This window comes from Nocardioides soli (genome assembly GCF_014191495.1).
In the GTDB taxonomy this organism is placed as follows: Bacteria; Actinomycetota; Actinomycetes; order Propionibacteriales; family Nocardioidaceae; genus Nocardioides; species Nocardioides soli.
In genome coordinates this window covers 698,390-720,821 of sequence record NZ_JACHWR010000001.1, presented here as the reverse complement: position 1 = coordinate 720,821, position 22,432 = coordinate 698,390, and the positions used below count along the sequence as shown (strand labels likewise).

21 protein-coding genes are annotated in these 22,432 nt (G+C 71.9%); 14 read left to right on the top strand and 7 right to left on the bottom strand.

Features of this window, described 5'->3' with window-relative positions; translation table 11 throughout:
- Positions 1-42: 42 nt before the first annotated feature.
- The 3 genes from FHU40_RS29305 to FHU40_RS03520 form a co-directional block, all read right to left on the bottom strand.
- Positions 43-789: a response regulator transcription factor gene (locus FHU40_RS29305; protein WP_343057707.1), complete on the bottom strand. Its 747-nt coding sequence runs from the start codon at positions 787-789 to the stop codon at positions 43-45.
- Positions 786-2,795: an ATP-binding protein gene (locus FHU40_RS29300; RefSeq protein ID WP_183590883.1), complete on the bottom strand. Its 2,010-nt coding sequence runs from the start codon at positions 2,793-2,795 to the stop codon at positions 786-788. The genes FHU40_RS29305 and FHU40_RS29300 overlap by 4 nt, the downstream gene beginning before the upstream one ends.
- A 70-nt stretch (positions 2,796-2,865) precedes the next feature.
- Positions 2,866-4,203 carry a hypothetical protein gene (locus tag FHU40_RS03520; protein WP_183590882.1) on the bottom strand — a complete coding sequence of 446 codons (1,338 nt, stop codon included), beginning with the start codon at positions 4,201-4,203 and terminating at the stop codon, positions 2,866-2,868.
- A 127-nt stretch (positions 4,204-4,330) separates the two neighbouring features.
- On the opposite strand from FHU40_RS03520, the gene FHU40_RS03515 reads away from it, so the two are divergent.
- Genes FHU40_RS03515 through paaK form a run of 3 tightly spaced genes read left to right on the top strand, consistent with a single transcriptional unit; the run spans position 4,331 to position 6,792 of the window.
- Entirely contained in the window at positions 4,331-5,074 is a 744-nt protein-coding gene (locus FHU40_RS03515; protein WP_183590881.1) for a dienelactone hydrolase family protein, read from the top strand.
- Positions 5,075-5,083: 9 nt separating this feature from the next.
- On the top strand, positions 5,084-5,524 hold the full coding sequence (gene paaI / locus FHU40_RS03510; RefSeq protein WP_252275183.1) for a hydroxyphenylacetyl-CoA thioesterase PaaI: 441 nt from the start codon (positions 5,084-5,086) through the stop codon (positions 5,522-5,524).
- Entirely contained in the window at positions 5,521-6,792 is a 1,272-nt protein-coding gene (paaK, locus tag FHU40_RS03505) for a phenylacetate--CoA ligase PaaK (protein ID WP_343057706.1), read from the top strand. The genes paaI and paaK overlap by 4 nt, the downstream gene beginning before the upstream one ends.
- Before the next feature lie 122 nt (positions 6,793-6,914).
- Here paaK and FHU40_RS03500 read toward each other — a convergent pair whose 3' ends face one another.
- Both FHU40_RS03500 and FHU40_RS03495 read right to left on the bottom strand, forming a co-directional pair.
- Entirely contained in the window at positions 6,915-7,781 is an 867-nt protein-coding gene (locus tag FHU40_RS03500) for a crotonase/enoyl-CoA hydratase family protein (RefSeq protein WP_183590880.1), read from the bottom strand.
- Positions 7,778-9,019: an LCP family protein gene (locus FHU40_RS03495; protein ID WP_183590879.1), complete on the bottom strand. Its 1,242-nt coding sequence runs from the start codon at positions 9,017-9,019 to the stop codon at positions 7,778-7,780. Before FHU40_RS03495 ends, FHU40_RS03500 begins: the two co-directional genes overlap by 4 nt.
- A gap of 130 nt (positions 9,020-9,149) precedes the next feature.
- On the opposite strand from FHU40_RS03495, the gene FHU40_RS03490 reads away from it, so the two are divergent.
- The 10 genes from FHU40_RS03490 to FHU40_RS03445 all read left to right on the top strand — a co-directional run bounded on the left by FHU40_RS03490 (position 9,150) and on the right by FHU40_RS03445 (position 19,680).
- The gene (locus FHU40_RS03490) at positions 9,150-10,589 is read left to right on the top strand and encodes an LCP family protein (RefSeq protein WP_183590878.1); all 1,440 of its coding nucleotides are present in this window, start codon (positions 9,150-9,152) and stop codon (positions 10,587-10,589) included.
- Positions 10,590-10,686: 97 nt separating this feature from the next.
- Complete coding sequence (locus tag FHU40_RS03485) at positions 10,687-11,226, top strand: Uma2 family endonuclease (protein ID WP_246389929.1); 540 nt, start codon at positions 10,687-10,689, stop codon at positions 11,224-11,226.
- 90 nt (positions 11,227-11,316) lie between these two features.
- Complete coding sequence (locus FHU40_RS03480; RefSeq protein ID WP_246389927.1) at positions 11,317-11,856, top strand: Uma2 family endonuclease; 540 nt, start codon at positions 11,317-11,319, stop codon at positions 11,854-11,856.
- A gap of 20 nt (positions 11,857-11,876) precedes the next feature.
- Entirely contained in the window at positions 11,877-12,845 is a 969-nt protein-coding gene (locus FHU40_RS03475) for a glycosyltransferase family 2 protein (protein ID WP_183590875.1), read from the top strand.
- 1 nt (position 12,846) lies between these two features.
- Complete coding sequence (locus FHU40_RS03470; RefSeq protein WP_183590874.1) at positions 12,847-13,779, top strand: glycosyltransferase; 933 nt, start codon at positions 12,847-12,849, stop codon at positions 13,777-13,779.
- 36 nt (positions 13,780-13,815) lie between these two features.
- Entirely contained in the window at positions 13,816-15,003 is a 1,188-nt protein-coding gene (glf, locus tag FHU40_RS03465) for a UDP-galactopyranose mutase (RefSeq protein ID WP_183590873.1), read from the top strand.
- Positions 15,004-15,031: 28 nt separating this feature from the next.
- Complete coding sequence (locus FHU40_RS03460; protein WP_343057703.1) at positions 15,032-17,023, top strand: glycosyltransferase; 1,992 nt, start codon at positions 15,032-15,034, stop codon at positions 17,021-17,023.
- Positions 17,020-17,904 (top strand): ABC transporter permease, encoded by an 885-nt coding sequence (locus FHU40_RS03455; protein ID WP_343057702.1) that lies wholly within the window; start codon positions 17,020-17,022, stop codon positions 17,902-17,904. Before FHU40_RS03460 ends, FHU40_RS03455 begins: the two co-directional genes overlap by 4 nt.
- Complete coding sequence (locus tag FHU40_RS03450) at positions 17,904-18,680, top strand: ABC transporter ATP-binding protein (protein ID WP_183590872.1); 777 nt, start codon at positions 17,904-17,906, stop codon at positions 18,678-18,680. Before FHU40_RS03455 ends, FHU40_RS03450 begins: the two co-directional genes overlap by 1 nt.
- 643 nt (positions 18,681-19,323) lie before the next feature.
- On the top strand, positions 19,324-19,680 hold the full coding sequence (locus FHU40_RS03445; protein ID WP_183590871.1) for a hypothetical protein: 357 nt from the start codon (positions 19,324-19,326) through the stop codon (positions 19,678-19,680).
- Between the two features lie 41 nt (positions 19,681-19,721).
- Here FHU40_RS03445 and FHU40_RS03440 read toward each other — a convergent pair whose 3' ends face one another.
- Complete coding sequence (locus tag FHU40_RS03440; RefSeq protein ID WP_183590870.1) at positions 19,722-20,468, bottom strand: TIGR03089 family protein; 747 nt, start codon at positions 20,466-20,468, stop codon at positions 19,722-19,724.
- A 17-nt stretch (positions 20,469-20,485) separates the two neighbouring features.
- Here FHU40_RS03440 and FHU40_RS03435 point away from each other — a divergent pair, with 17 nt between their 5' ends.
- Positions 20,486-21,565 (top strand): mannose-1-phosphate guanylyltransferase, encoded by a 1,080-nt coding sequence (locus FHU40_RS03435; RefSeq protein ID WP_183590869.1) that lies wholly within the window; start codon positions 20,486-20,488, stop codon positions 21,563-21,565.
- A 110-nt stretch (positions 21,566-21,675) separates the two neighbouring features.
- On the opposite strand, the gene FHU40_RS03430 is transcribed toward FHU40_RS03435, so the two are convergent.
- Positions 21,676-22,428, bottom strand: coding sequence for a DUF3105 domain-containing protein (locus FHU40_RS03430; RefSeq protein WP_183590868.1), 753 nt, complete (start codon positions 22,426-22,428; stop codon positions 21,676-21,678).
- Positions 22,429-22,432: the final 4 nt, after the last annotated feature.

Below are 22,432 nucleotides of genomic sequence, written 5' to 3'. Positions count from 1 at the left end.
GCTCACGGCGCAGGCCGGTCACGGCACCGTGCCGTGACAGACCTACCGTCGCGATCCCGGCGACCCCGGCCCCAGGGGCCGCTGTCCTCGATCGTCCGGGCCGCCGGATCCCGGCTGGTCGGGACCGCTGGGCTCGGGCTGGTCCACGCCGATGCCCGCCTCCCGGGCCTTGACGACCAGGGCGGCCCGGTCGGTGACGCGCAGCTTGGTGAAGATCGCGTAGACGTAGTTGCGCACCGTCTTGTTGGTGAGCACCAGCATCCGGGCGATCGAGGCGTTGTCGTGGCCGCGGGCGACGAGCTCGAGGACGTCGCGCTCCCGGTCGGTGAGCTCGGCGAACGGTCCGCTCCGGGCGTTGCGGGCACCGGTGAGGTAGCCGACGCCGCGCTCGGCGACCTGGGGCCCGAGCAGGAACGCGCCGCGCGCCACCGCGCGCACGGCACCCTCGACCTCGTCGGGACCGGCGCCCTTGAGCAGGTAGCCGCGCGCTCCCGCGCGCACCGCGGCGAAGAGGGCGTCGTCGTCGCCGAACATGGTGACGACCAGGACGCCGACGCCGGGCCGCTCCCGCAGCAGTCGGCGGGTCGCCTCCGCGCCCGAGCCGCCGTCGAGGTCGAGGTCCATGAGCATCACGTCGGGGCCGAGGGCACGGGCGGCATCGACCGCCTCGTCCTCGCTGGCCGCCTGGCCGACGACCTCGACGCCGGGGATCTCCTCCAGGAGCGCGATCATGCCGATGCGGAACACGGGATGGTCGTCCACGACGACGACCCGGATCGGCCCGCTCACGGCAGCACCATCCTGACGCGCGTGCCCGATCCGGCGTCCCCGGGCTCGATCGACAGGTGACCGGAGAGCTCGTCGGCCCGTTCGCGCATGGACTTCAGGCCCACGCCGCGCCCGTGCTGGGGCGAGATGCCGACGCCGTCGTCGACGACCTCCAGCGTCACCCCGCCCGTGCGTCCACAGCGCACGCGCACGTCGACGCAGCTGGCGCGGCCGTGCCGGTAGGCGTTGACCAGCGCCTCGGCGGCGACGTGGTAGACCGCGACCTGCCGGCGGGCGTCGAGGGCTTCGGTGCCGGTGCAGTCCGCGCGCACCTGCAGCCCGGCGCTGCGGAACCGCCCGGTCAGCACGGTCAGTGCCGCGGCGAGGTCGCCGTCGTCGAGCTGAGCCGGCAGCAGCGAGCGCGCGAGCAGGCGCACGTCCTCGGTACGCCGCTCGACCTCCGCCTCCAGATCCGCCAGCAGCCGGACCGCCCCACCCGGATCGTGGCGGAGCCGGCGCTGGGCGGCGGCCAGGCCGAGGCCGACCCCGGCCAGGGCCGGACCCATGTGGTCGTGCAGCTCGCGGCGCAGCATCCGGCGCTCCTCGTGTCGCACGTCGCCGAGTCGGCGCGACGCCTCGCGCAGCCGCTGGTTGGTCTGCACCAGGTCGAGGCTCAGCGCGACCAGGCCGACGAAGTTCGTCACCGCGCGCATCGTGCGTGGATCGAGGCGCTGGCCCGCCTCGGCCTCGACCTCGATCTGACCGATGCGGCGGTGGTCGACGACGAGGGGGAGGGTCAGCCGGTCGCCGGCCGGGCGGGGTACGCCGGACGCCACCTGCACCGGCGGGTCGACGCCGGTGACGTCGACCGCACCCAGTCGCAGCCCCTGCCGCAGCCCGTCGACGAGGGCGGGCAGCGCCTCCTGGCGCGGCGTCCCGGGCAGTCGGGCGCCGAGCTGCGCGAGCAGCACGACCGGATTGGCGGCACCGCCGTGGACCAGCTGGTCGACCCTGTCCTGGAGGGCCTGGCGGAGCGGATGGACCAGCACCGCGAGCAGGCCCGCGGCGACGACGCCCGCCGACTCGTTGCCGATCGGCAGCAGCCGGGTCGCGACCGCGACGACCACGACGTAGATGACGAGCACGCTGGCGGTCAGCAGGCCCCAGACGGCGGCTCGGGGCACGGCGGACCCGATCGGCAGCTCCCAGGTCCGCAGCACCAGCACCACGCTCGAGAGACAGACCAGCAGGTAGGCCGCGAAGAGCAACGGCAGCGTCACCGCAGCGACCAGGGTGTGCGAGGTCGGCGACCAGACCAGCAGCGCCGTCATCGTTGCGAAGAGCAGCACCATGCCGCCGGCGAGCACGCCGAAGGCGCGGCGACCGGCGGATGGCTCCCGGCGCCAGCGCCGCACGAGACCGGCGACGCCGACCAGACCCAGCAGGCCGGAGAGTGTCAGTGCCGCCACGGTCAGCGGCAGCAGCACGGAGTGGACCCGCGTGTCGGCCAGCGAGAGCGGGTTGGCCGGTGCGCCGGCCTGGTGGCCGGTCAGGGCGAGCAGCCCCGTCACGGTGCTCAGCGCGATGCCGGCCGTGACGCACCGCCGCGCGGTCCGGGTCATCGGCCCGGTGCGCAGCACCCACGGCAGCACGGCCACCGGCAGCGTCCGGCCGAACGCCTCGACCGCGACGAAGGCCTGGACGGCGAGCCCGGCCGCCGGCCAGCCCCGCTCGGTCGCGACGAAGGCGTACGCGAGGACGCAGGCCGCGGCGGCGAACGACAGGGCGATCGCCCCGGTCGACCACCCGAGCGGGTGCCGGCCGCGGTGCAGGATCAGGGCCGCGACCGGCCCGGACATCAGGCCGACGATCAGGTAGAACACGAAGAGCACGGGCTCGGCGTACCAGCCCACGTCGAAGGGGTGGTCGGCGCGAGCCAGGAGCAGGAGCGCGGTCGCGCAGAGGGTCACGCAGAGCCCGCCGGCGACCGTCGCGCCGACGGGGTGCCCAGCCGCCCGCCCGTCCACGCCCGACAGTGTGGACGGACGGGCGACCCGGGTGACAGGGACAGGAGTCCCGGTCACCCGGGGCGATCGCTCAGCGACGGACCTTCGCGGTGCGCTTGGTGGTGACGGTGTACGTCTTCACGCCCGGGGCGCGCAGCGTCACCCGGGCCGAGATCCGCTTCCCGGCGTCGGCCTTGCGCAGCCGGTAGGTCGCCGCCTTCGCGCGCTTGATCGGCTTGCCGCCGCGCAGCCAGCGATAGCGCACCTGGGAGGCCTTCGGCTTCCAGGAGCCGGTCACGCGGAGCTTCTTGCCCACCTTGGCGACTCCCTTGACGGCCACCTTCTTGGTCACCGAGAAGGTCGTGCCCGGCTTCCCCGGCTTCCCCGGCTTGTCCGGCAGTGGACCGGGGTTCACCGCCGCTGCCGACCAGTCGGGCTGGGAGGCGTTGGGGATCACCAGCATCGGGTTGGGGCAGGGCTCGTCGAGGCCGGTGGTGGCCCACAGGCCGTCCGGCTCGGTCCACATCATCGTGCTGCTGTCCGGCGACCAGGTCGGGCCGGCCAGGCCGGCCATCTTGCTGGTCTCGCACACCCGGTTCGGCACCGCCGGCGCGGGGCCGCTCTGCGCGTTGCCGGTCACCCGGTGCCACACGATCTGAGTCGTGGCGTCGTAGCCGCGTACGGCGCCGAGCCACCGCCCGTCCGGGGACAGCTCGGCGTCGTCGAGGTCGGTGCCCTCGCCGTACGGCACCTGCGGCACGTCGATGTCGTCGAACCAGTGCTGAGCCGGCTGCCCGAGGTCGTTGAGCGTGATCTGGTGCAGGTAGCCGCCGCTCTGGATGGTGCGGCCGTTGCCGACCCACGACGGGTTCCAGTAGTGGGTCTGGCCGTAGACGCTGGGGGCAGTGAGGCTGTCGGTGTGCGTGATCGCGGTGGCGCGCTGGTCGCCGCAGGGCGCGCCGTGGGCGCACTGGTAGGCGGCGAAGGTGTAGGCGACCTTGGTGGCGTCGGGCGAGATCGAGACCGACACGGGCGGCCCGTCGAGGGGCTTGCTCACGCCGCTCGTCAGCGGGCCGGGGTCCAGCCGCTTCATGACGGTGCCGTTCTGCTGCATCAGCACGATCTCGTTGCCGAAGCTCACCGCGATCACGCCGGTGTCGGACTGGGACGGTGACTGGTAGGGCTTGTCGGCCACCCCGTCGCGCGTCACCTGGTGCAGGTCGCTGCCGTCGGGGCGGGACAGCCACACGTTGTGGTTGCGGATGAAGACGATGGACCCGGGCGCCGCGGCCAGCGAGGTCGCGCGCGCCCGGTCCCGGGAGTCCGCGGCGGCGATGTCCGCCGGGCCGGCGGTCAGCGCGAGCACGGTCGCCGCTGCGATCAGGGCGCCGGCGCTCCGGCGCGGAGTGGTCGAGGACGTCAAGGACATGGATCTCCTTCGAGGGAACGGTCGAAGGTCGACGTTCTCGTCACGCCCGTCCTGGCCGGAAGGGGCAGCCGTCCCGAATCCGCCGGGCGGTTGGGCGGGCGCCGGGCGGGCGCCTACGGTCGTCCCCATGGGACAGACGATCGAGGTGCGGGCCGCCGCGGGGCCCGCCGAGGCCTACCTGTCGGGCACCCGGGGACGGCCGGGGGTGCTGCTCTACGTGGACGCGATCGGACTGCGCCCGCAGATCGAGGCGATGGCGGACCGCATCGCGTCGTGGGGGTACGTCGTGCTCGCGCCGAACGTCTTCTACCGCGACGGCCACGCCGCCGACCTGGCGCCGAAGGCCGACCTGCGCGACCCGGGTGAGCGCGCGGCGTTCTTCGGGACCGGCGTCATGGACCGGGTGCGCGAGCTGACCCCGGACCGGTCCGGCCCGGACGCCGCGGCCTGGGTCGCGGCGCTCGAGCAGCACGCCGGCGCTGGCCCGATCGGCGTCACCGGCTACTGCATGGGTGCGCGACTGGCCGTGCGCACCGCCGGGCAGCTCCCCGGGACCGTCGCCGCGGTCGGCGGCTTCCACGGCGGCGGCCTGGTGACCGACGCCGACGACAGCCCGCACCTGGCCATCGCCGACTCGACGGCGGAGTACGTCTTCGGCCACGCCGACCAGGACCGCTCGATGCCGCTCGAAGCCGTCGAGGCGCTGGAGGCCGCGCTCGTCGCCGCCGGCCGTCCGCACGTCAACGAGGTCTACGCGGGCGCGGCGCACGGCTACACGATGGCCGACACGTCCGTCTACGACGAGGCGGCCGGCGAGCGGCACTTCCGGATGCTTCGCGCGCTCCTCGACCGGACGCTGGGAGCGGCCTAGCCTGACCGGGTGAGTCCCGAGCAGGCCGCCCAGCGGGTGGCCCAGCAGACGGCGGAGCGCAGCGCCGAGGCGATGTGGTCCGACGACCACGCCAGCCGGGCGCTCGGGATGCGGCTGGAGTCGGTCGGGCCGGGCACGGCCACGCTGCGGATGACCGTGCGCGACGACATGGTCAACGGCCACGGCATCGGGCACGGCGGGCTCACCTTCGCGCTGGCCGACTCGGCGTTCGCCTTCGCCTGCAACTCCTACAACCGGCGCACGGTCGCCGCGGGTGCCGAGATCCGCTTCCGTGCGCCGACCCGGTCCGGCGACGAGCTGGTGGCGGCCGCGGTCGAGCGCGACCGCGACGAGCGCGACGGGACCTACGACGTGACGGTGACCGCCGGCGACACCGTGGTCGCGACGTTCGTGGGTCGGTCGCGCGAGATCGGGGGTGCGTTCTGGTGAGCGGTGAGATCCCAACCCTGGACCGGGCCGAGCTGGAGGCGCTCCAGCTCGAGCGGCTGAGGGCGACGCTGCGCACGGCGTACGACGCGGTGCCGCACTACCGCCGGTCCTTCGACGCGGCCGGGGTGCGCCCCGACGACCTCGGGACGCTCGGGGACCTGGCCCGGTTCCCGTTCACGACGAAGGCCGACCTGCGGGACAACTACCCGTTCGGCATGTTCGCGGTGCCGCGCGAGCAGGTCGCGCGCGTGCACGCCAGCAGCGGCACGACCGGCCGGCCGACGGTCGTCGGCTACACGTCGGCCGACCTCGACACCTGGGCCGAGCTGATGGCGCGCTCGATCCGGGCGGCGGGCGGCCGGCCCGGCGACGTCGTGCACGTCGCCTACGGGTACGGCCTGTTCACCGGCGGACTCGGCGCCCACTACGGCGCGGAGCGGCTCGGCTGCACGGTGGTGCCGGTCAGCGGCGGGATGACCGAGCGACAGGTGCAGCTGATCGTGGACTTCGCGCCACGCGTGATCATGGTGACCCCGTCGTACTTCCTCGCGATCCTCGACGAGATGGAGCGCCAGGGCGTCGACCCGCGCTCGACCGCCCTCGAGGTCGGCATCTTCGGCGCCGAGCCGTGGACCGACGAGATGCGCCGTGCGGTCGAGGCGCGCTCGGGCATCCGCGCGGTCGACATCTACGGGCTGTCCGAGGTGATGGGCCCCGGCATCTCCCAGGAGTCGGGCCGGACCCAGGACGGCCTGCACGTGTGGGAGGACCACTTCCTGCCCGAGATCGTCGACCCGGTCACGTTGGAGCCGGTGCCCGACGGCGAGCGCGGCGAGCTGGTGTTCACCTCGCTGACCAAGCAGGCGATGCCGGTGGTGCGCTACCGCACCCGCGACCTGAGTCGGCTGCTGCCCGGAACGGCGTACCCCGCCTTCCGCCGGATGGAGAAGGTCACCGGCCGCACCGACGACCTGATGATCGTGCGCGGCGTGAACGTCTTCCCCAGCCAGGTCGAGGAGCAGATCCTGGCGATCGACGGGCTCGCGCCCCACTACCTGTGCGTGCTGACCCGGCCGGGCAGCCTCGACGAGCTCACCGTGCGCGTCGAGGCCGTCGCCGAGGCGTACGACGACGCGCTGGCCGCCCGGCTCGAGGACCGCATCAAGCAGCGGATCGGCGTGACCGCGCGGGTCGAGGTGGTGGCGCCGTACGCCCTGGAGCGCTCACTCGGCAAGGCGAGGCGGATCAGCGACGAGCGGGCGCGCTGACCCGCGGGGTGGTGGTTTCGAGGCTCGGGCCTGGCGGCCCTCGCACCTCAACCACCGGTGTCGGTGGTTGAGGTGTGAAGGCGCTCTGCGCCTGAGCCTCGAAACCACCAGGCGGGGGAGCGCTAGAAGACCTCGGGCAGCTGGGAGGCCCGGTCGGTGAAGTTCGGCGTGCGCTTCTCCAGGAACGCCGCCACGCCCTCCTTGCCGTCGCCGATCGACTGCCAGTACATCGCGAGCGAGTCGGAGAGGTGCGCCTCGAGCGGGTCGGCGACCGCGCTGTTGCGATAGAGCAGTCGCTTCGCGAGGCCGAGCGCCGCGGGGGAGCGGTCGACCACGAACGACCGGGCCAGCTCCTGTGCCGCGGGCAGCAGGTCGTCGGGATCGTGCACGCTGCGCACGAGCCGGCCCGCGAGCGCGGTGTCGGCGTCGAGGATGTCGGCGGAGTAGACCCACTCGAGCGCCTGCTGGATCCCGACGATGCGTGGCAGGAACCACGACGACGCCGCCTCCGGCACGATCCCGAGCCGGCCGAACACGAAGCCGATCCGGGCCTTCGTCGACGCCAGTCGCAGGTCCATCGCCAGGGTCATCGTCGCGCCGATGCCGACGGCGGGACCGTTGATCGCGGCGAGCACCGGCTTGGGGAGCGCATGGATCGCCAGCGTCACCTTGCCGCCGGTGTCGCGCACGCCCCGGTCGTACGGCGCCCGGTCGTACGCCGCCCGGAAGTCGGCCACCGTGGGCCGCAGCGACTCGTCGAGCCCGAACACGTTGCCCTGCGCCGACAGGTCCATGCCCGCGCAGAAGGCCCGGCCGGACCCGGTGACGACGACGGCGCGCACCGCGTCGTCCCACGCGTCCTCGCGGAAGAAGCGCTCGAGCTCGCCCGCCATCGTCAGGTCGAACGCGTTGAGCTGGTCGGGCCGGTGCAGGGTGAGCGTGCCGACGCCGTCGCGATCGACCTCCCAGCGGAGGGTCTCGAAGCTCATCCGGTCACGCTCTTGGGCAGCCCGGTCGGGGTGCACAGACCCTTCGGGATGTCGTCGGTCTTGTCGTCCTTGATGTAGTCGAACAGCTGCTGCGACCGCTCGGGGTCCCAGTGCACCGCCAGGTCGGAGATCGGGACGCCGCAGGTCATCCCGTCCTCGCCGTTGACGTGGGTCATCGCGAGCGCCCACTTCGCCGCGCCGATCGGCGACATGCCGTCGCCGAACTGGAAGGCGGCGGGCACGGCCATCCAGACGCCCCAGTAGCGGAAGGGGTTGATGAACGTCGCCGGCGACAGCACCTCGTCGCCGACGGCGGAGACGACCTCGCGCTGGTGCTTCGCGCGGGTGATGTCGCCGTAGCGCGGGTCGCTGTGCCGCGACCGGGCGAACGCGAGCGCGGTGCGGCCGTCGGCCTCCTGGCAGCCCTTCTTGATGTTCAGCCCGGCGAGCTTGTCCACCATGTCGAAGGTGGGGCAGATCTCGATGCCGCCCACCGCATCGACCATCTCGACGACGCCGCCGAGTCCGACCTCGGCGTACTCGTCGATGCGGATGCCGGTGCTCTGCTCGATCGTCTGCACGAGCAGCTTCGGGCCGCCGTAGGCGTAGGCGGCGTTGATCTTGGTGGTGCCGTGCCCCGGGACCTCGACCAGCGAGTCGCGGGGGATCGACATCAGCACGTTCGGGCCGGACCCGGTGTGCAGCAGCATGATCGTGTCGGTGCGCTGCCCCGCGACGTCGCCGGTGACGTACTCCTTGCGCTGCTCCTTGGTCAGGCCGGCGCGGGAGTCGCTGCCGACCATCAGGTACGTCGTGCCGGGCTGGTCGCCCGGGCGGTCGCCCTTCGGCTCGAACGCGACCTTGTCGACCTTGGTCCACGCGTAGAACGGCACGGCCACCAGGTAGACCGCCCAGAGCAGCAGCAGGACCAGCACGATCCGCAGGTAGAACCGCGGGCCGCGGCGGCGCCGCGGCCGCTCGGGGCCGGTGGTCGGCGCGACCGGGGGCGGCGTCGGCGGCGTACCGGAGCGGTCCGGACGCCCGGACCGGGCCGCCGGCCGCTGGTCGACGGGCGGCTGTCCGGCGGGCCGGGACATCGTGGGCATCACCCGGGTCTCGTCGGGCCGCGGCTCGCGTGGCGCCGACGGGTTCGGGCCGCGCTCGCCGTCGCCGTAGAGCCAGTGGAAGCCCGGCGTGCCCTCGCCGGGCTCGCCGTCACCGCGGGGACGCTCCTTCATGCGGCGACCGTACCGGGTTGCTCCTCGTCGGCCGGTACCCGGCGCGTCGTGACCCCTGTTGCGGCTGTGACTGGTGATACTTGCGAGGCAGCACCCTTCCCCGTACGTCGCTCCCGAGAGAGGTCTCTCGATGCCGCCCGTTCCTTCCCCCGGGTCGCACACCTCGCACACCGCCCTGGGCGAGCGGGCCGCGCGCGTCCGGTTCCGCCGCGCCGTCTCGCTGATGCTGATGACCCTCGTGCTCCCGGGGTCCGCGCAGCTGGTCTACGGCAACAAGCGGGTGGGCCGGATCGCGCTGCGCACCTGGGCGGTGCTGGTGCTGGCGGTGGGCACCGGCCTCGTGGTCGGCGCGTTCTCGCACGGCTTCTTCTTCTGGCTGACCTTCGACCCCTCGGCGCTGCTGTGGCTCCGCCTGCTGCTCACCGCACTTGCCGTGGGCTGGGCCTATCTCTTCGTGGACGCCTGGCGTCTCGGCCAGCCGCTGACGCTGTCCCTGGGCCAGCGCCGCGCCGCGGTGGGCGTCAACGGCGTGCTGTGCCTCTCGATCGCCGCCGCCCTGCTCTTCGGCGCGCACCTGGTCGGGGTGCAGCGCTCCTTCGTGCTCGCGATGTCCGGCGACGGCGGGGTGACCGGCGCGAACGACGGCCGCTACAACGTGCTGCTGCTCGGCGGCGACTCGGGAGCCGGACGCTGGGGTCTGCGCCCGGACTCGATGACGGTCGCGAGCATCGACGCCGACACCGGCCGCACGGTGCTGATCTCGCTGCCGCGCAACATGAAGAACTTCCCCTTCGTCAAGGGGTCGGTGATGCACCAGCAGTTCCCCGACGGCTTCGACGCCGACTACCTCAACGGCGTGAGCACGTGGGCGGGGGACAACACCGAGCTGTTCCCGGGCTCCAAGCACCCGGGGGTGGACGCCACCGTGATGGCGATCGAGGGCATCACCGGCCTGCGGATCAACTACTGGGCGATGGTCAACCTCGAGGGATTCAAGGACCTCGTCGACGCCGTCGGGGGCGTGACGCTCGACGTCCGGCAGCCGATCCCGGTCGGCGGCCTGGGCTCCGACGTGACCGGCTACATCAAGCCCGGCACCCGCAAGCTGAACGGCCACGACACCCTCTGGTTCGCCCGGGCCCGCGACGGCTCCGACGACTACTCGCGGATGGCGCGCCAGAAGTGCGTGATGGGCGCGATGCTCCAGCAGGTCAGCCCCCAGACCGCGGTCACGAACTTCGCGCGGATCGCGGCGGCGAGCTCCGCGATGGTCTCGACCAACATCCCGGCCGGCGAGTTCGACTCCTTCGCCCAGCTCGCGCTCAAGGCGCGCGGTCAGAAGGTCTCCACGCTCTCCCTGGTGCCGCCGATGATCAACACCGCGAACCCGGACATCAAGGAGATCAAGGCGAAGGTCGCCGAGTCGATCGACCGCGCCGAGGGCGACGCCGCGCCGACCGGGGAGGCCAAGCGGAAGAAGCGGCCCACCTCGGTCACCGGTGGCTCGATCGGCTCGCTCAGCACCGGGTACGCCGCCAACGAGGCCGACGACCTGACCGCCGCCTGCTGAGGTACTGCCGCCTGTCGGGCCTGTGGAGAGGTGCCGCACGACGTGCGGATCCGCTCCACGCTGGTGCCCATGACCGACAGGAGGCACCATGGCGAGCATGACCGCTCTGCCGCGCGGCCGGCAGTTCACCGCCGCCGATCTCGCGGCGATGCCCGATGACGGCAACCGCTACGAGCTCGTCGACGGCGCGCTGATCGTGACGCCGTCGCCGCGGTTCCGGCACCAGCGCCTGCTCGGGCGCCTCTACTCCCATCTGGACTCGACGTGTCCGGCCGGGCTGGTCGTCCTGTTCGCGCCGTTCGACGTGCGAATCTCCGAGCTGACCGTGCTCCAGCCCGACCTGCTGGTGGCGCCGAGGACGGCGTTCGGGGAGGCGAACCTGCCGGGTGCGCCGCTGCTGGCGGTCGAGGTGCTCTCGCCGAGCACCCGCCACATCGACCTGGGGCTCAAGCGGTCGGCGTACGAGGCGGCCCGCTGCCCGGCGTACTGGGTGGTCGACCCCGAGGGCCCCTCGATCACTGCGTGGGAGCTGCGCGGCGGCGAGTACGTCGTGGCCGGCACCGCCACCGGCGCCGAGACCCTGACGCTGGCCGCGCCGTACCCGGTCTCGATCACTCCGGTAGCGCTGCTGGACTGAGCGCCTGTCGGGCCTGTGGAGAGGCGCCGCACGACGTGCGGATCCGCTCCACGCTGGTGCCCATGACCGACAGGAGGCACCATGGCGAGCATGACCACTCTGCCGCGCGGCCGGCAGTTCACCGCCGCCGATCTCGCGGCGATGCCCGATGACGGCAATCGCTACGAGCTCGTCGACGGCGCGCTGATCGTGACGCCGTCGCCCGTGACCCGCCACCAGATCGTGGTGGCGAATCTGCACTGGGTGCTCCGCGTCGCCGGTCCGAGTGACCTCCGGGTGCTCTTCGCTCCCTACGACGTGAAGTTGTCGGACATCACGGTGCTCCAGCCCGACCTGCTGGTGGCGCCGAGGACGGCGTTCGGGGAGGCGAACCTGCCGGGTGCGCCGCTGCTGGCGGTCGAGGTGCTCTCGCCGAGCACCCGCCACATCGATCTGGGGCTGAAGCGGTCGGCGTACGAGGCGGCCCGCTGCCCGGCGTACTGGGTGGTCGACCCCGAGGACCCGTCGGTCACCGCGTGGGAGCTGCGCGGCGGCGAGTACGTCGTGGCCGGCACCGCCACCGGCGCCGAGACCCTGACGCTGGCCGCGCCGTACCCGGTGTCCATCACCCCCGAGCGGCTGCTGGACTGAGCGACTCTAGTCTGGTCGCCGTGACCGACCAGCCTGCGCCGCCCGACGAGCGGCCCCGCGTCGTCGCGGTGGTGGTCACCTTCAACCGGCTGGACCTGCTCCGCGCGCTCGTCGAGCGGCTCGACCAGGTGCCCGGGCTGAGCGAGGTGCTGGTCGTCGACAACGCCTCGACCGACGGCACCGGGGAGTGGCTCGCCGGACTGGGTGACCGTGACGGCGGCGACGAGCACCCCACCACCCCGCTGCTCGGCCGGACCCTCGCCCGCAACGGCGGCGGCGCCGGGGGCTTCCACGACGGCCTCGCGTGGGCGCTCGAGCGCGACGCCGACCTGGTCTGGCTGATGGACGACGACGGCCTGCCCGATCCGGACTGCCTCGGCCGACTGCTGGCGCAGCCCGATCTCGACTTCTGGGGGCCGCTGGTGGTGGACCAGGCGGACCCTGCCCGGTTGGTCTTCCCGATCCGGCTGCCGGGCGGCACCCGGGTGGTGCACCGGCTCGACGACGTACGCCGGGCCGCGACGGGCGGCCGCATCGACGGCATCGTGATCCCGTTCAACGGGGTGCTGGTCACCCGCGCCCTGGTCGAACGGATCGGGCTGCCGCGCGCGGAGTTCTTCATCTGGGGCGACGACCACGAGTACCGCCTGCGCGCCGAGGCGGCCGGGGCGCGCATCGCCACCGTCGTCGACGCCGAGGTGCGGCACCCGGCCGTCGGCGATCTCGGGACGCCGATGATGTTCGGCCGCACGACGTACAACCACAGCCCGAGTGAGCTGAAGCACTACTGCATGGCCCGCAACAACCTGGTCAACCTGCGCGACTACAAGGGCTGGCCGCACGCGCTCGCGTTCGTCGTCAAGACGGCCTGGTTCTACGCCTTCACCCGACCCTCTGCTCGGCGCCTGGCGCTGAGCGCCCGGGCCATGTACGCCGGGCTGCGCGGCGACTTCACCGGCCACGAGGCCTATCTGGGACTCGGTGGTTGAGGTGCGAGCGGAGCGAGCCTCGAAACCCGAGACCGTGGCGATCGTCGTGGTGACCTACAACCGCGCCGACCTGCTGGCCCGGATGCTCGAGGGCCTGGCGGCGCTCGAGCGCCGGCCCGACGCGGTCATCGTGGTCGACAACGCCAGCACCGACCACACGCCGGAGGTGCTCGCGACGGCCCAGGAGACGGCGGCGCTGGCCGGCCTGGAGGTGCTCCGCCCGGCGGAGAACCTCGGTGGCGCCGGCGGCTTCCATCACGGCGTGCGCGAGGCCTACGCCCGCGGCTTCGACCGGATCTGGCTGATGGACGACGACGTCGTCCCCTCGCCCGAATGCCTCACGGTGCTCCTCGCGCAGGACGAGGACTGCCTGATGGCGGTCCGCGAGGACACCGCCGGGCACCTGGTCGAGAAGGCCGCCACCCGCTTCGACCTGCGCAACCCCCTCGCGATCCGCCCCAAGACCGGCATGGTCGAGACCGAGTACGGCGAGCGCGCCCGGATGCCGGAGCGGGTGGAGCTCGAGAACGTCGCCTTCGAGGGGTTCATGGTCCGCCGCGCGGTCGTCGACGCGATCGGGCTGCCCGACCCGTCGTACTTCATCTTCTACGACGACGTCGACTACGCCCTGCGCGCCCGCCGCGCCGGGTTCCGGATCTGGGCGGTCCGCGACGCCGTGCTGGTCCGCCAGCTCTCCTTCGACCAGCAGCACGACCTGAGCGGCTGGAAGGGCTACTTCATGTACCGCAACCTCTTCGTGGTGCACCTGCGCTACGGCGAGAACGCCCTGGTCCGGGGCAAGCCGTGGCTGATCGCGGCCGCGGTGGTGCTGCTCAGCCCGCTGCGGGGCGGCCGGGCCGAGGCCGCCAATGTGATCCGGGCCATGCGCGACGCGCGGGGAATGCGGTTCGTGCCCACCGGATCCGTAGACTGACCAACCGTGTCGACCCCCTCAGCACAGGCCTCAGCGGTGGCAGCGTCCGGTCCGGACCTGGTCGTCGTCGGCTCCGGATTCTTCGGGCTCACCGTCGCGGAGCGCTGCGCCTCCGAGCTGGGGCTGAAGGTGCTGGTGCTCGAGCGCCGTCACCACCTCGGCGGCAACGCCTACTCGGAGGTTGACCCGGCGACGGGCGTCGAGGTCCACAAGTACGGCGCCCACCTGTTCCACACCTCCAACGAGAAGGTGTGGAGCTACGTCAACCGGTTCACGGCGTTCACCGACTACAAGCACCGGGTGTTCGGCAAGTACCAGGGCCAGGTCTACTCGCTGCCGATGAACCTCGGCCTGATCAACCAGTTCTTCGGCAAGAGCCACACGCCGCAGGAGGCGCGCGAGCTGATCGCGAGCCAGGCCAGCGAGATCAAGAGCGAGGACGTCACCAACCTCGAGGAGAAGGCGATCAGCCTGATCGGGCGGCCGCTCTACGAGGCGTTCATCAAGGGCTACACCGCCAAGCAGTGGCAGACCGACCCCACCGAGCTCAGCGCGGACATCATCACCCGGCTGCCGGTCCGCTACACCTTCGAGAACGGCTGGTTCAGCGACACCTACGAGGGGCTCCCGGTCGACGGCTACACCGCCTGGCTGACGAGGATGGCCGACCACCCCAAGATCGAGGTACGGCTCGAGACCGACTTCTTCGACGTCGCCGAGGAGTTCAAGGGCAAGGTCCCGATCGTCTACACCGGCCCCGTCGACGAGTACTTCGGGCACTCCGAGGGCCGCCTGTCGTGGCGCACCGTCGACCTGGAGGAGTCGGTCGAGGAGGTCGACGACTTCCAGGGCACCGGCGTCGTCAACTACAACGATTACGACGTGCCGTACACCCGGATCATCGAGTTCAAGCACTTCCACCCCGAGCGGGTGAAGACCCACCTGCCGGGCCGGACCGTGATCGTCCACGAGTACAGCCGGTTCGCGGAGGAGGGCGACGAGCCCTACTACCCGATCAACACCGCCGAGGACCGGCGGACGCTGCTGCGGTACCGCGAGCTGGCGCAGCAGGAGCCGATGGTCCTCTTCGGCGGTCGCCTCGGTACCTACAAGTACCTTGATATGCACATGGCGATCGGCTCGGCCCTGTCGATGTTCGAGAACAAGCTGCGGCCGCACTTCGCCGAGGGAGCGCCGCTCACCAGCGGAGGAGTCGACGAATGATCTCCCCAGGATCACGAGGGGGTACTGAGTGACGGAGACCGTGCGCCGTGTCCTGCAGCGCCAGATCATGCCGGTCGATCGCGACCTCGACGTCCTGCCGCTGTACGTCGACCCCGACCCCGCGGTCCTCGACGCCGACAAGTACGCCGTCGGCGGCAACAAGGCCGCCAAGGAGCTCAACTGGGCCTCGCTGCGCCAGGCCGTCAGCTCCGGCGAGACGATCCACCCCGACCAGATCGTCGACCGCCACGCGGTGCGCGTCCGGCGCGGCGCACGCCTGTCGTTCGGCACCTACTTCAACGCGTTCCCGGCGTCGTACTGGCGGCGCTGGACGATCGTCGACACGGTGCGGCTGACCGTCGAGCTGGAGGGCCGTGGCGCCGGCGTCACCGTCTACAAGTCGATGGCCAACGGCCGCTCGCAGCGGGTCGAGGCCCGCCAGGTCGAGGACGGCGACACCGGCACGTTCGTCTTCGAGCTCCCGCTCGGCCCGTTCGCCGACGGCGGCTGGTACTGGTACGACGTCGCGGCCGGCGAGCAGGACTCCGTGGTCACCGCGACCTGGGACGCCGAGGTGCCGGCCGACCGGGCCGCGTCGGGCACGGTCACCGTCGCGATCACCACGATGAACCGCCCGGACTTCTGCGCCGACCTGCTCGCCCAGCTCGGCTCCGACGACGACGTGCTCGCGATCCTCGACGAGGTGCTCGTCATGGAGCAGGGCAGCCGGAAGGTCGTCGACGCTTCGCGGTTCCCGGCGGCCGAGAAGGCGCTGGACGGCAAGCTGCGGGTCCTCGAGCAGGGCAATCTCGGCGGCTCCGGCGGCTACGCCCGGGGCCAGCTCGAGACGGTGCGCGCCGGCGTCTCGACGTACGCGCTGATGATGGACGACGACGTCGTCTGCGAGCCCGAGAGCCTGCTGCGCGCGGTGACCTTCGGCGACCTGGCCCGCCGGCCGACGATCGTCGGCGGCCACATGTTCAGCCTCTACTCGCGCTCCCGGCTGCACAGCTTCGGCGAGATCATCCAGACCTGGCGCTGGTGGTGGATGTCGCCCGAGCACGTGCTGCCCGAGTGGGACTTCGGGGCGCGCAACCTGCGCTCGACCCGCTGGCTGCACCGGCGCGTCGACGTCGACTTCAACGGCTGGTTCATGTGCCTGATCCCGCGGGCCGTCCTCGAGGAGGTCGGGCTGTCGCTGCCGATCTTCATCAAGTGGGACGACAGCGAGTTCGGCGTCCGGGCCAAGGCGGCCGGCTTCCCGACCGTGACCTTCCCCGGCGCCGCGGTCTGGCACGTGCCGTGGACCGACAAGAACGACGCGCTCGACTGGCAGGCGTTCTTCCACCAGCGCAACCGGCTGATCTCCGCGCTGCTGCACTCGCCGTACCCGCACGGTGGCCGCGTCGTCCGCGAGAGCCTCAACCACTCGATCGCCCACCTGGTCTCGATGCAGTACTCCACCGTCGAGCTGCGGCAGCAGGCGCTCGAGGAGGTGCTCGCCGGCCCGGACCGGCTGCACGAGGTGCTGCCGACCCGGCTCGCCGAGGTGAACGCGTTCCGCAAGCAGTACGCCGACGCGCAGCTCGAGTCCGACCCCGACGCCTTCCCGCCTGTACGCCGCAAGGCCTCGCGCCGGTCGCACCAGGAGCTCGAGGTGCCGACCCGGCGGTCCCAGCTCATTACCGCGGCGCTGGCGCCGCTGCGCCAGCTGCGGCCGCCGCGCCAGCTCTCACGGGAGTTCCCCGAGACCGAGATCGCCGCGATGGACGCCCGGTGGTACCGCCTGGCGCGCTACGACTCCGCCATCGTGTCGATGCCCGACCAGACCGCGGCCGCGCTCTACACGCGCGACCCGGCCCTGTTCCGCGACCAGCTGCGCCGGATCGTGCGACTGCACGCCGAGCTCTACCGGCGCTGGCCGGAGCTGTCCGCGGAGTACCGCGCCAAGCTGCCGCAGATCACCTCGCCGGAGGCGTGGGAGGAGACCTTCCGCCCGTGGACCGGGGGCGACGCGTGAGTCAGGCCGCCGGCCCCGGCACGCTGCCTCCGCTCACGGCTCCCTCGGCCACGACGGGGCTGTTCGAGGTCTTCCGGCGCCGCTACCTGCTGCGGCTGATGGTCAGCCGCGAGATCGCCGCGCGCTACCAGGGCTCCGTGCTGGGCATGCTCTGGTCCTACATCAACCCGCTGTCGCAGTTCCTCATCTACTACTTCGTGATGGGGTTCATCTTCAACCTGCACGACAACGTGGAGAACTTCGCGATCCACATGTTCTGCGGGATCATCATCACCGGCATCTTCACCGAGTGTCTGGGCTCGGGCACCCGCTCGGTGGTGCGCAACAAGGGCCTGGTGCAGAAGATGGCGCTGCCCCGGGAGATGTTCCCCGTGGCGGCGGTGCTGGTCTCGGCCTACCACGTGCTGCCCGAGATCGTGATCCTGGCGATCGCCTGCTTCTGGATGGGCTGGACACCCGACCCGGTCGGCATGGCCGCGATGGTGCTGGCCCTGCTCGTCACGATCACCATCGGCATGGCGGGCGCGCTGATGTTCAGCGCGGCGAACGTGTTCTTCCGTGACGTCTCCAACGTCGTGCAGATCGTCAACAACCTGGTCCGCTTCGGCGTGCCGATGATCTACCCCTACACCATGGTCGCCGAGCGCTTCCACGGTCAGACCGAGCTCTTCCTGGCCAACCCCCTGGCCAACGCGGTGCTGCTCATGCAGCGCGCGTTCTGGGTGGGCACCACGGACTCGCCCACGGCGACCGCCAGCACCGACCTGCCCGACTACCTGTTCACCCGGGGCGTCATGGCGCTGCTGCTCTCCCTGGTGGTCCTGGGCTTCGGCCAGCTGGTCTTCTCCCGGCTCGAGAACAAGATCCCGGAGCGCCTCTGATGGCCGAGTCGATCGTCGTCGATCACGCGACCAAGACGTTCACGCTGCGCTACCACCGCACCTTCAAGCAGATGACGATGGCGCGGCTCAAGCGGCAGGAGGTCAGCAACACCTTCACCGCCGTCGACGACGTGTCCTTCACCGTCGAGCAGGGGGAGTCCATCGGCCTGATGGGTCTCAACGGCTCCGGCAAGAGCACGCTGCTCAAGCTGATCAACGGCATCATGCGGCCCGACGACGGCAGGGTCCTGACGCGCGGTCGGATCGCGGGCCTGATCGCGACCGGCGCCGGCTTCCACCCGCAGTTGACCGGCCGCGACAACATCTTCCTCAACGCCGCGATCCTCGGCATGAGCGAGGCGGAGACGAAGCGGAAGTTCGACGAGATCGTCGAGTTCGCCGATGTCGGCAAGTTCCTCGACACCGAGGTCGGCCACTACTCCTCCGGCATGTACTCCCGGCTCGGCTTCTCCGTGGCCATCCACGTCGACTCCGACATCTTCCTGGCCGACGAGGTGCTGGCGGTGGGGGACAAGCCCTTCAAGAAGAAGTGCCTCCAGCGCATGCAGGAGGTCCGCGACAGCGGCCGGACCCTGGTCTACGTCAGCCACGCGGCCGGCTCGGTGCGCAAGATGTGCGACCGGGTGATCGTGCTCGAGCACGGCAAGCTCGGCTTCGACGGCGACGTCGACGCGGGCATCAAGTACGTGAAGTACGACGGCGAGACCGAGGACGCGCTCGAGCAGGAGGACGACGACCTCGGCGCCGACATCTAGCGAAGCTAGATGTAAGCCGAGTCGGCGCCAGTTCATCCGGAGGAGCGAAGCGGGGAGGGTGAAGTAGCGCCGACTCGGCGCCTACCCACGGCCCGCAGCCCGGCGGCGTACGTCGGCGTTGAGCGGGTGCGGTCTCGGCTGCCCGAACGGGTCATCGTGCGCCGGGTGGCGGGCTACCTTGCGCCGGAGGTGTGTTGGCAACCATCGGTGGCGCCGAACCGGTTGCTGGCTCACCGCCCGGCGGCTCGGGCGTCCGGTCGGCAGCGTCGGCGTCGCCGTGCGCGGTTTCATCACGGGATGAGGGTGAGGCCGCGCTTCCCAGGGTGAGCCCAGGCAGGGAACCGTGACTCCGCCTGCATCCCGTGATGAAACCCCGGGCGCCCCCCGGGGGGACCCGACCCGGCGAATCGTCGCCGCGGCCCAACCACACCGGCGATCCCGCGCCTGGTCTCCGGAAGAAGGGCTGGGTTCGGCGTCGCGGATGAATTACAGGCGTGAAGTTTCTTGACAAATCTCGATTCCATCGGCGTGTCGAGTAGAAATTACAACTCTGTAGTTACTCACGATCCCTTCCGTCGCCGCTGTGACGCGTGTGAAAGTTGCTGTCCCGTGTGAACTTCCCCCGCACCGGAGAGCCGCTTTCATGCCTCCCAACAAGATCCGCTTCGTCACGGCCTGCCAGCAGGTCCTGGCGCTTGCCGCCGTGCTCGCCGTGCTCACCCCCGCGGCGAACGTGATCAGCCTCGACGTCGTCCACGATCGTCGGGAGACGGGCTTCGTGACGCCCGAGCGGGCCGTGGACCTGAGGTCCCACACCCGGGACGCCCGGCGCGCGGCGCGCGACGAGACGCCGGGTGCCGGCCGCGCCCGCCACGTCCAGGCGCGCGGCTGGTCCGACCCCGGCTACCGGGTGCTCGTCGACCGGTTCGGCACGGGCTGGGCGGGCCAGCACCGAGCGCTGGGCCAGGGGAGTGGGAAGGGCCCGGACCTGGCCGGGTGACACCGGCTCTCAGAACCCCCGAACGTGGTGCTGCCCGACCCTCAAGGGAAGCGGGCCGTGGCGCGCTCCGCGGCGTACGTCGCGCTGAGCCGCTCCGGTCCGGAGTGGACGACCAGCACCAGCGAGCCGCCCTTGCTGAGCGGCTCGGTGAAGGTGGCGAGTCCCGGTGGGGAAGCCGGGTTCGCCTCCGAGAGGAGGCGGCCGCCGTCGGTGACGATGCTCCCGGAGGCGGCCGCCGCCCAGATCTCGGCCTGGGTGCGGTCGTCGTAGCCGCCCGCGGTGGCGAGGTCGTCGCCCGTCGGGGGGTCCCAGGGTGCGAAGGCGTCGGGTTGCGACCAGACCTCGATGCCGACGTCGTGCACGCCCGCCGGCACCGGGTCGGCGAAGCGAACGCCGAGCGGGAGCAGCGAGCAGGCCAGCACCGGCAGTTCGCCGGCCCGGGTGGCCCAGCGCTCCAGCGACCCGGGCCCGCAGACGACGGCGTCGGCGCCGCCTCCAGGGGCGTCCTCGGGCACGTCGTCCGGGCCGACGACCGTCAGGCCGACGGTCCAGGCCGCACCCAGGAACACCGGACCCAGCCAGTGGGGTGGCAGGTCCAGGCACAGCCGCTGGCCGCGCTCGAGGTCGTGCTCCTCGGCCAGCAGCGAGGCGGCCTTGGCCACCCAGTTGGCGTACGTCGTGACCGACAGCTCGATCCGTTCGCCGGTCGCGTCGTCGTAGAACGTCACCAGGGGACGGCCGGGATCCTGTCGCAGCTGGCGCGCCAGTACGTCGCCGAAGGTGGTCACCGCCCTAGGCTCTCACCATGCCTTCGATCGACCACTTCTGGGCGGTGATCCCGGCCGGCGGAGCCGGCACCCGCCTCTGGCCGCTGTCGCGCTCCTCGGCGCCCAAGTTCCTCCACGACCTGCGTGGTGAGGGCCGGACGCTGCTCCAGGAGACCCGCGACCGACTCGCGCCGCTGGTCGACGACCGGCTGCTCGTGGTCACCGGCCTGCCCCATCGCGAGGCCGTCGCCGCCCAGCTGCCGGAGGTGGCGGCCGATTCGGTGATCGCCGAGCCGTCGCCGCGCGACTCGATGGCGGCGATCGGCCTGGCCGCCGCGCTGCTCGAGCGGTCCGACCCCGACGCGGTGATGGGGTCGTTCGCCGCCGACCACGTGATCGCCGATCCGGACGCGTTCGCGGAGGCGGTACGTCGGGCCGTCCAGGTCGCCCGCGACGACTGGCTGGTCACGCTCGGCATCGAGCCGACGTTCCCGTCCTCGGCGTTCGGCTACGTCCATGTCGGTGACCCGGTCGCCGGCCACGACGGCGCGGCCGTGGTGCAGGAGTTCGTGGAGAAGCCGTCGGTCGCGACCGCCGAGGGCTACCTCGCGACCGGCCGCTACCGCTGGAACGCCGGCATGTTCGTCGTCCGTCCGCGGGTGCTGCTCGACCTGCTGGGGAAGTGGCACCCCGAGTTCGCCGCAGACCTGCGCGCGATCGCCGCGGACCGTGACCGGCTGCCCGAGCTGTGGCCGGGCCTGCCGAAGATCGCGCTCGACCACGCCGTCGCCGAGCCGGCGGCGGACGCCGGCCGGGTCGCGGTGGTGCCGTCGTCCTTCCACTGGGAGGACATCGGCGACTTCGACGCCCTGGCCACGCTGCTCGAGGGGGCCGGCGCCGCGACGTCCGTCCTCGGCGACGCCTCGGACGTGCTCACCGTGGACAGCACCGGCCTGGTGGTGCCGGGCGGCAAGCGGGTGGTGGCGGTCGTCGGCCTCGACGACGTGGTCGTCGTCGACACCCCCGACGCGCTGCTGGTCACGACGCGCTCGCGCGCCCAGGAGGTCAAGCAGGTGGTCGCGGCGCTGAAGGAGTCGGGGCGCGGCGAACTCACGTGAGGTCGCCCGGGCCGACTGGGTTTCGAGACGCGTCGCCCGTCCCGCGCTGGCGCGCGGTCCGGACCGACGCTCCTCGACCTGGCGTCCGAGCAAGCTCGGGCGCCGGGCGCTCACATCGCGTTGGGCTCGGGCGAGTCGGTGTAGGGGTACTTCTTCATGAACGACTCGACCGCCGCGCCGCTGACGCCGGAGCAGTACTGGAAGACGCCGACCTGCTTGGCCGGGTCGGTGACGCCGTTGCCGCCGGCCGACCAGTGCGTGATCGCGATGTGCTGACCGTCGGGGAACTTCTTGCCGTTCTCGTCGGTCGAGAGCCACGGCGCCGCGACGAACTTGTCGCGGAAGTTGTCGTCGCCGAACTTGCGCGAGATCGCCTCGATGTCGGCCATCGCGGCCTGGTCGTCGGCGATGGTCTCGTCGTACCAGAGGATCGCGTAGCCGTGCTCGAGGTTGTGCACCAGCGCCTCGAGCGCGGGGCGGTCGTCGGGGGTGTAGAACTTGCGGGCGAAGGACGCCGGCGCGACGCCCGCCTGGTTCCAGTGCGGCCCGAACGCCGGCGGCGCGGTCGTGTAGTCGACGGGGGTGTCGACCGGCACGTGGTTCTGGTTGCCGTCGGCCTTCTTGGTCTCGATGTCCTGGCACGCCGAGACGGGCTCGCCGATGTCGGCCAGCGCGGTGTTGTCGAGCTCGCGGTCGTCCCACTTGTCCACGAGGATCGGCACGACGGCCGCGGCGACGATGCCGACGGCGACGAGGATGCAGACCGTGACGATGACGGCGCCACGACGCCGGTCGGCACTCTTCTGCTGCTTGCGCATCTGGTCGATGACCGCCTTGCGGTCGGTCTTGGCGGGCTTGGCCACGTCG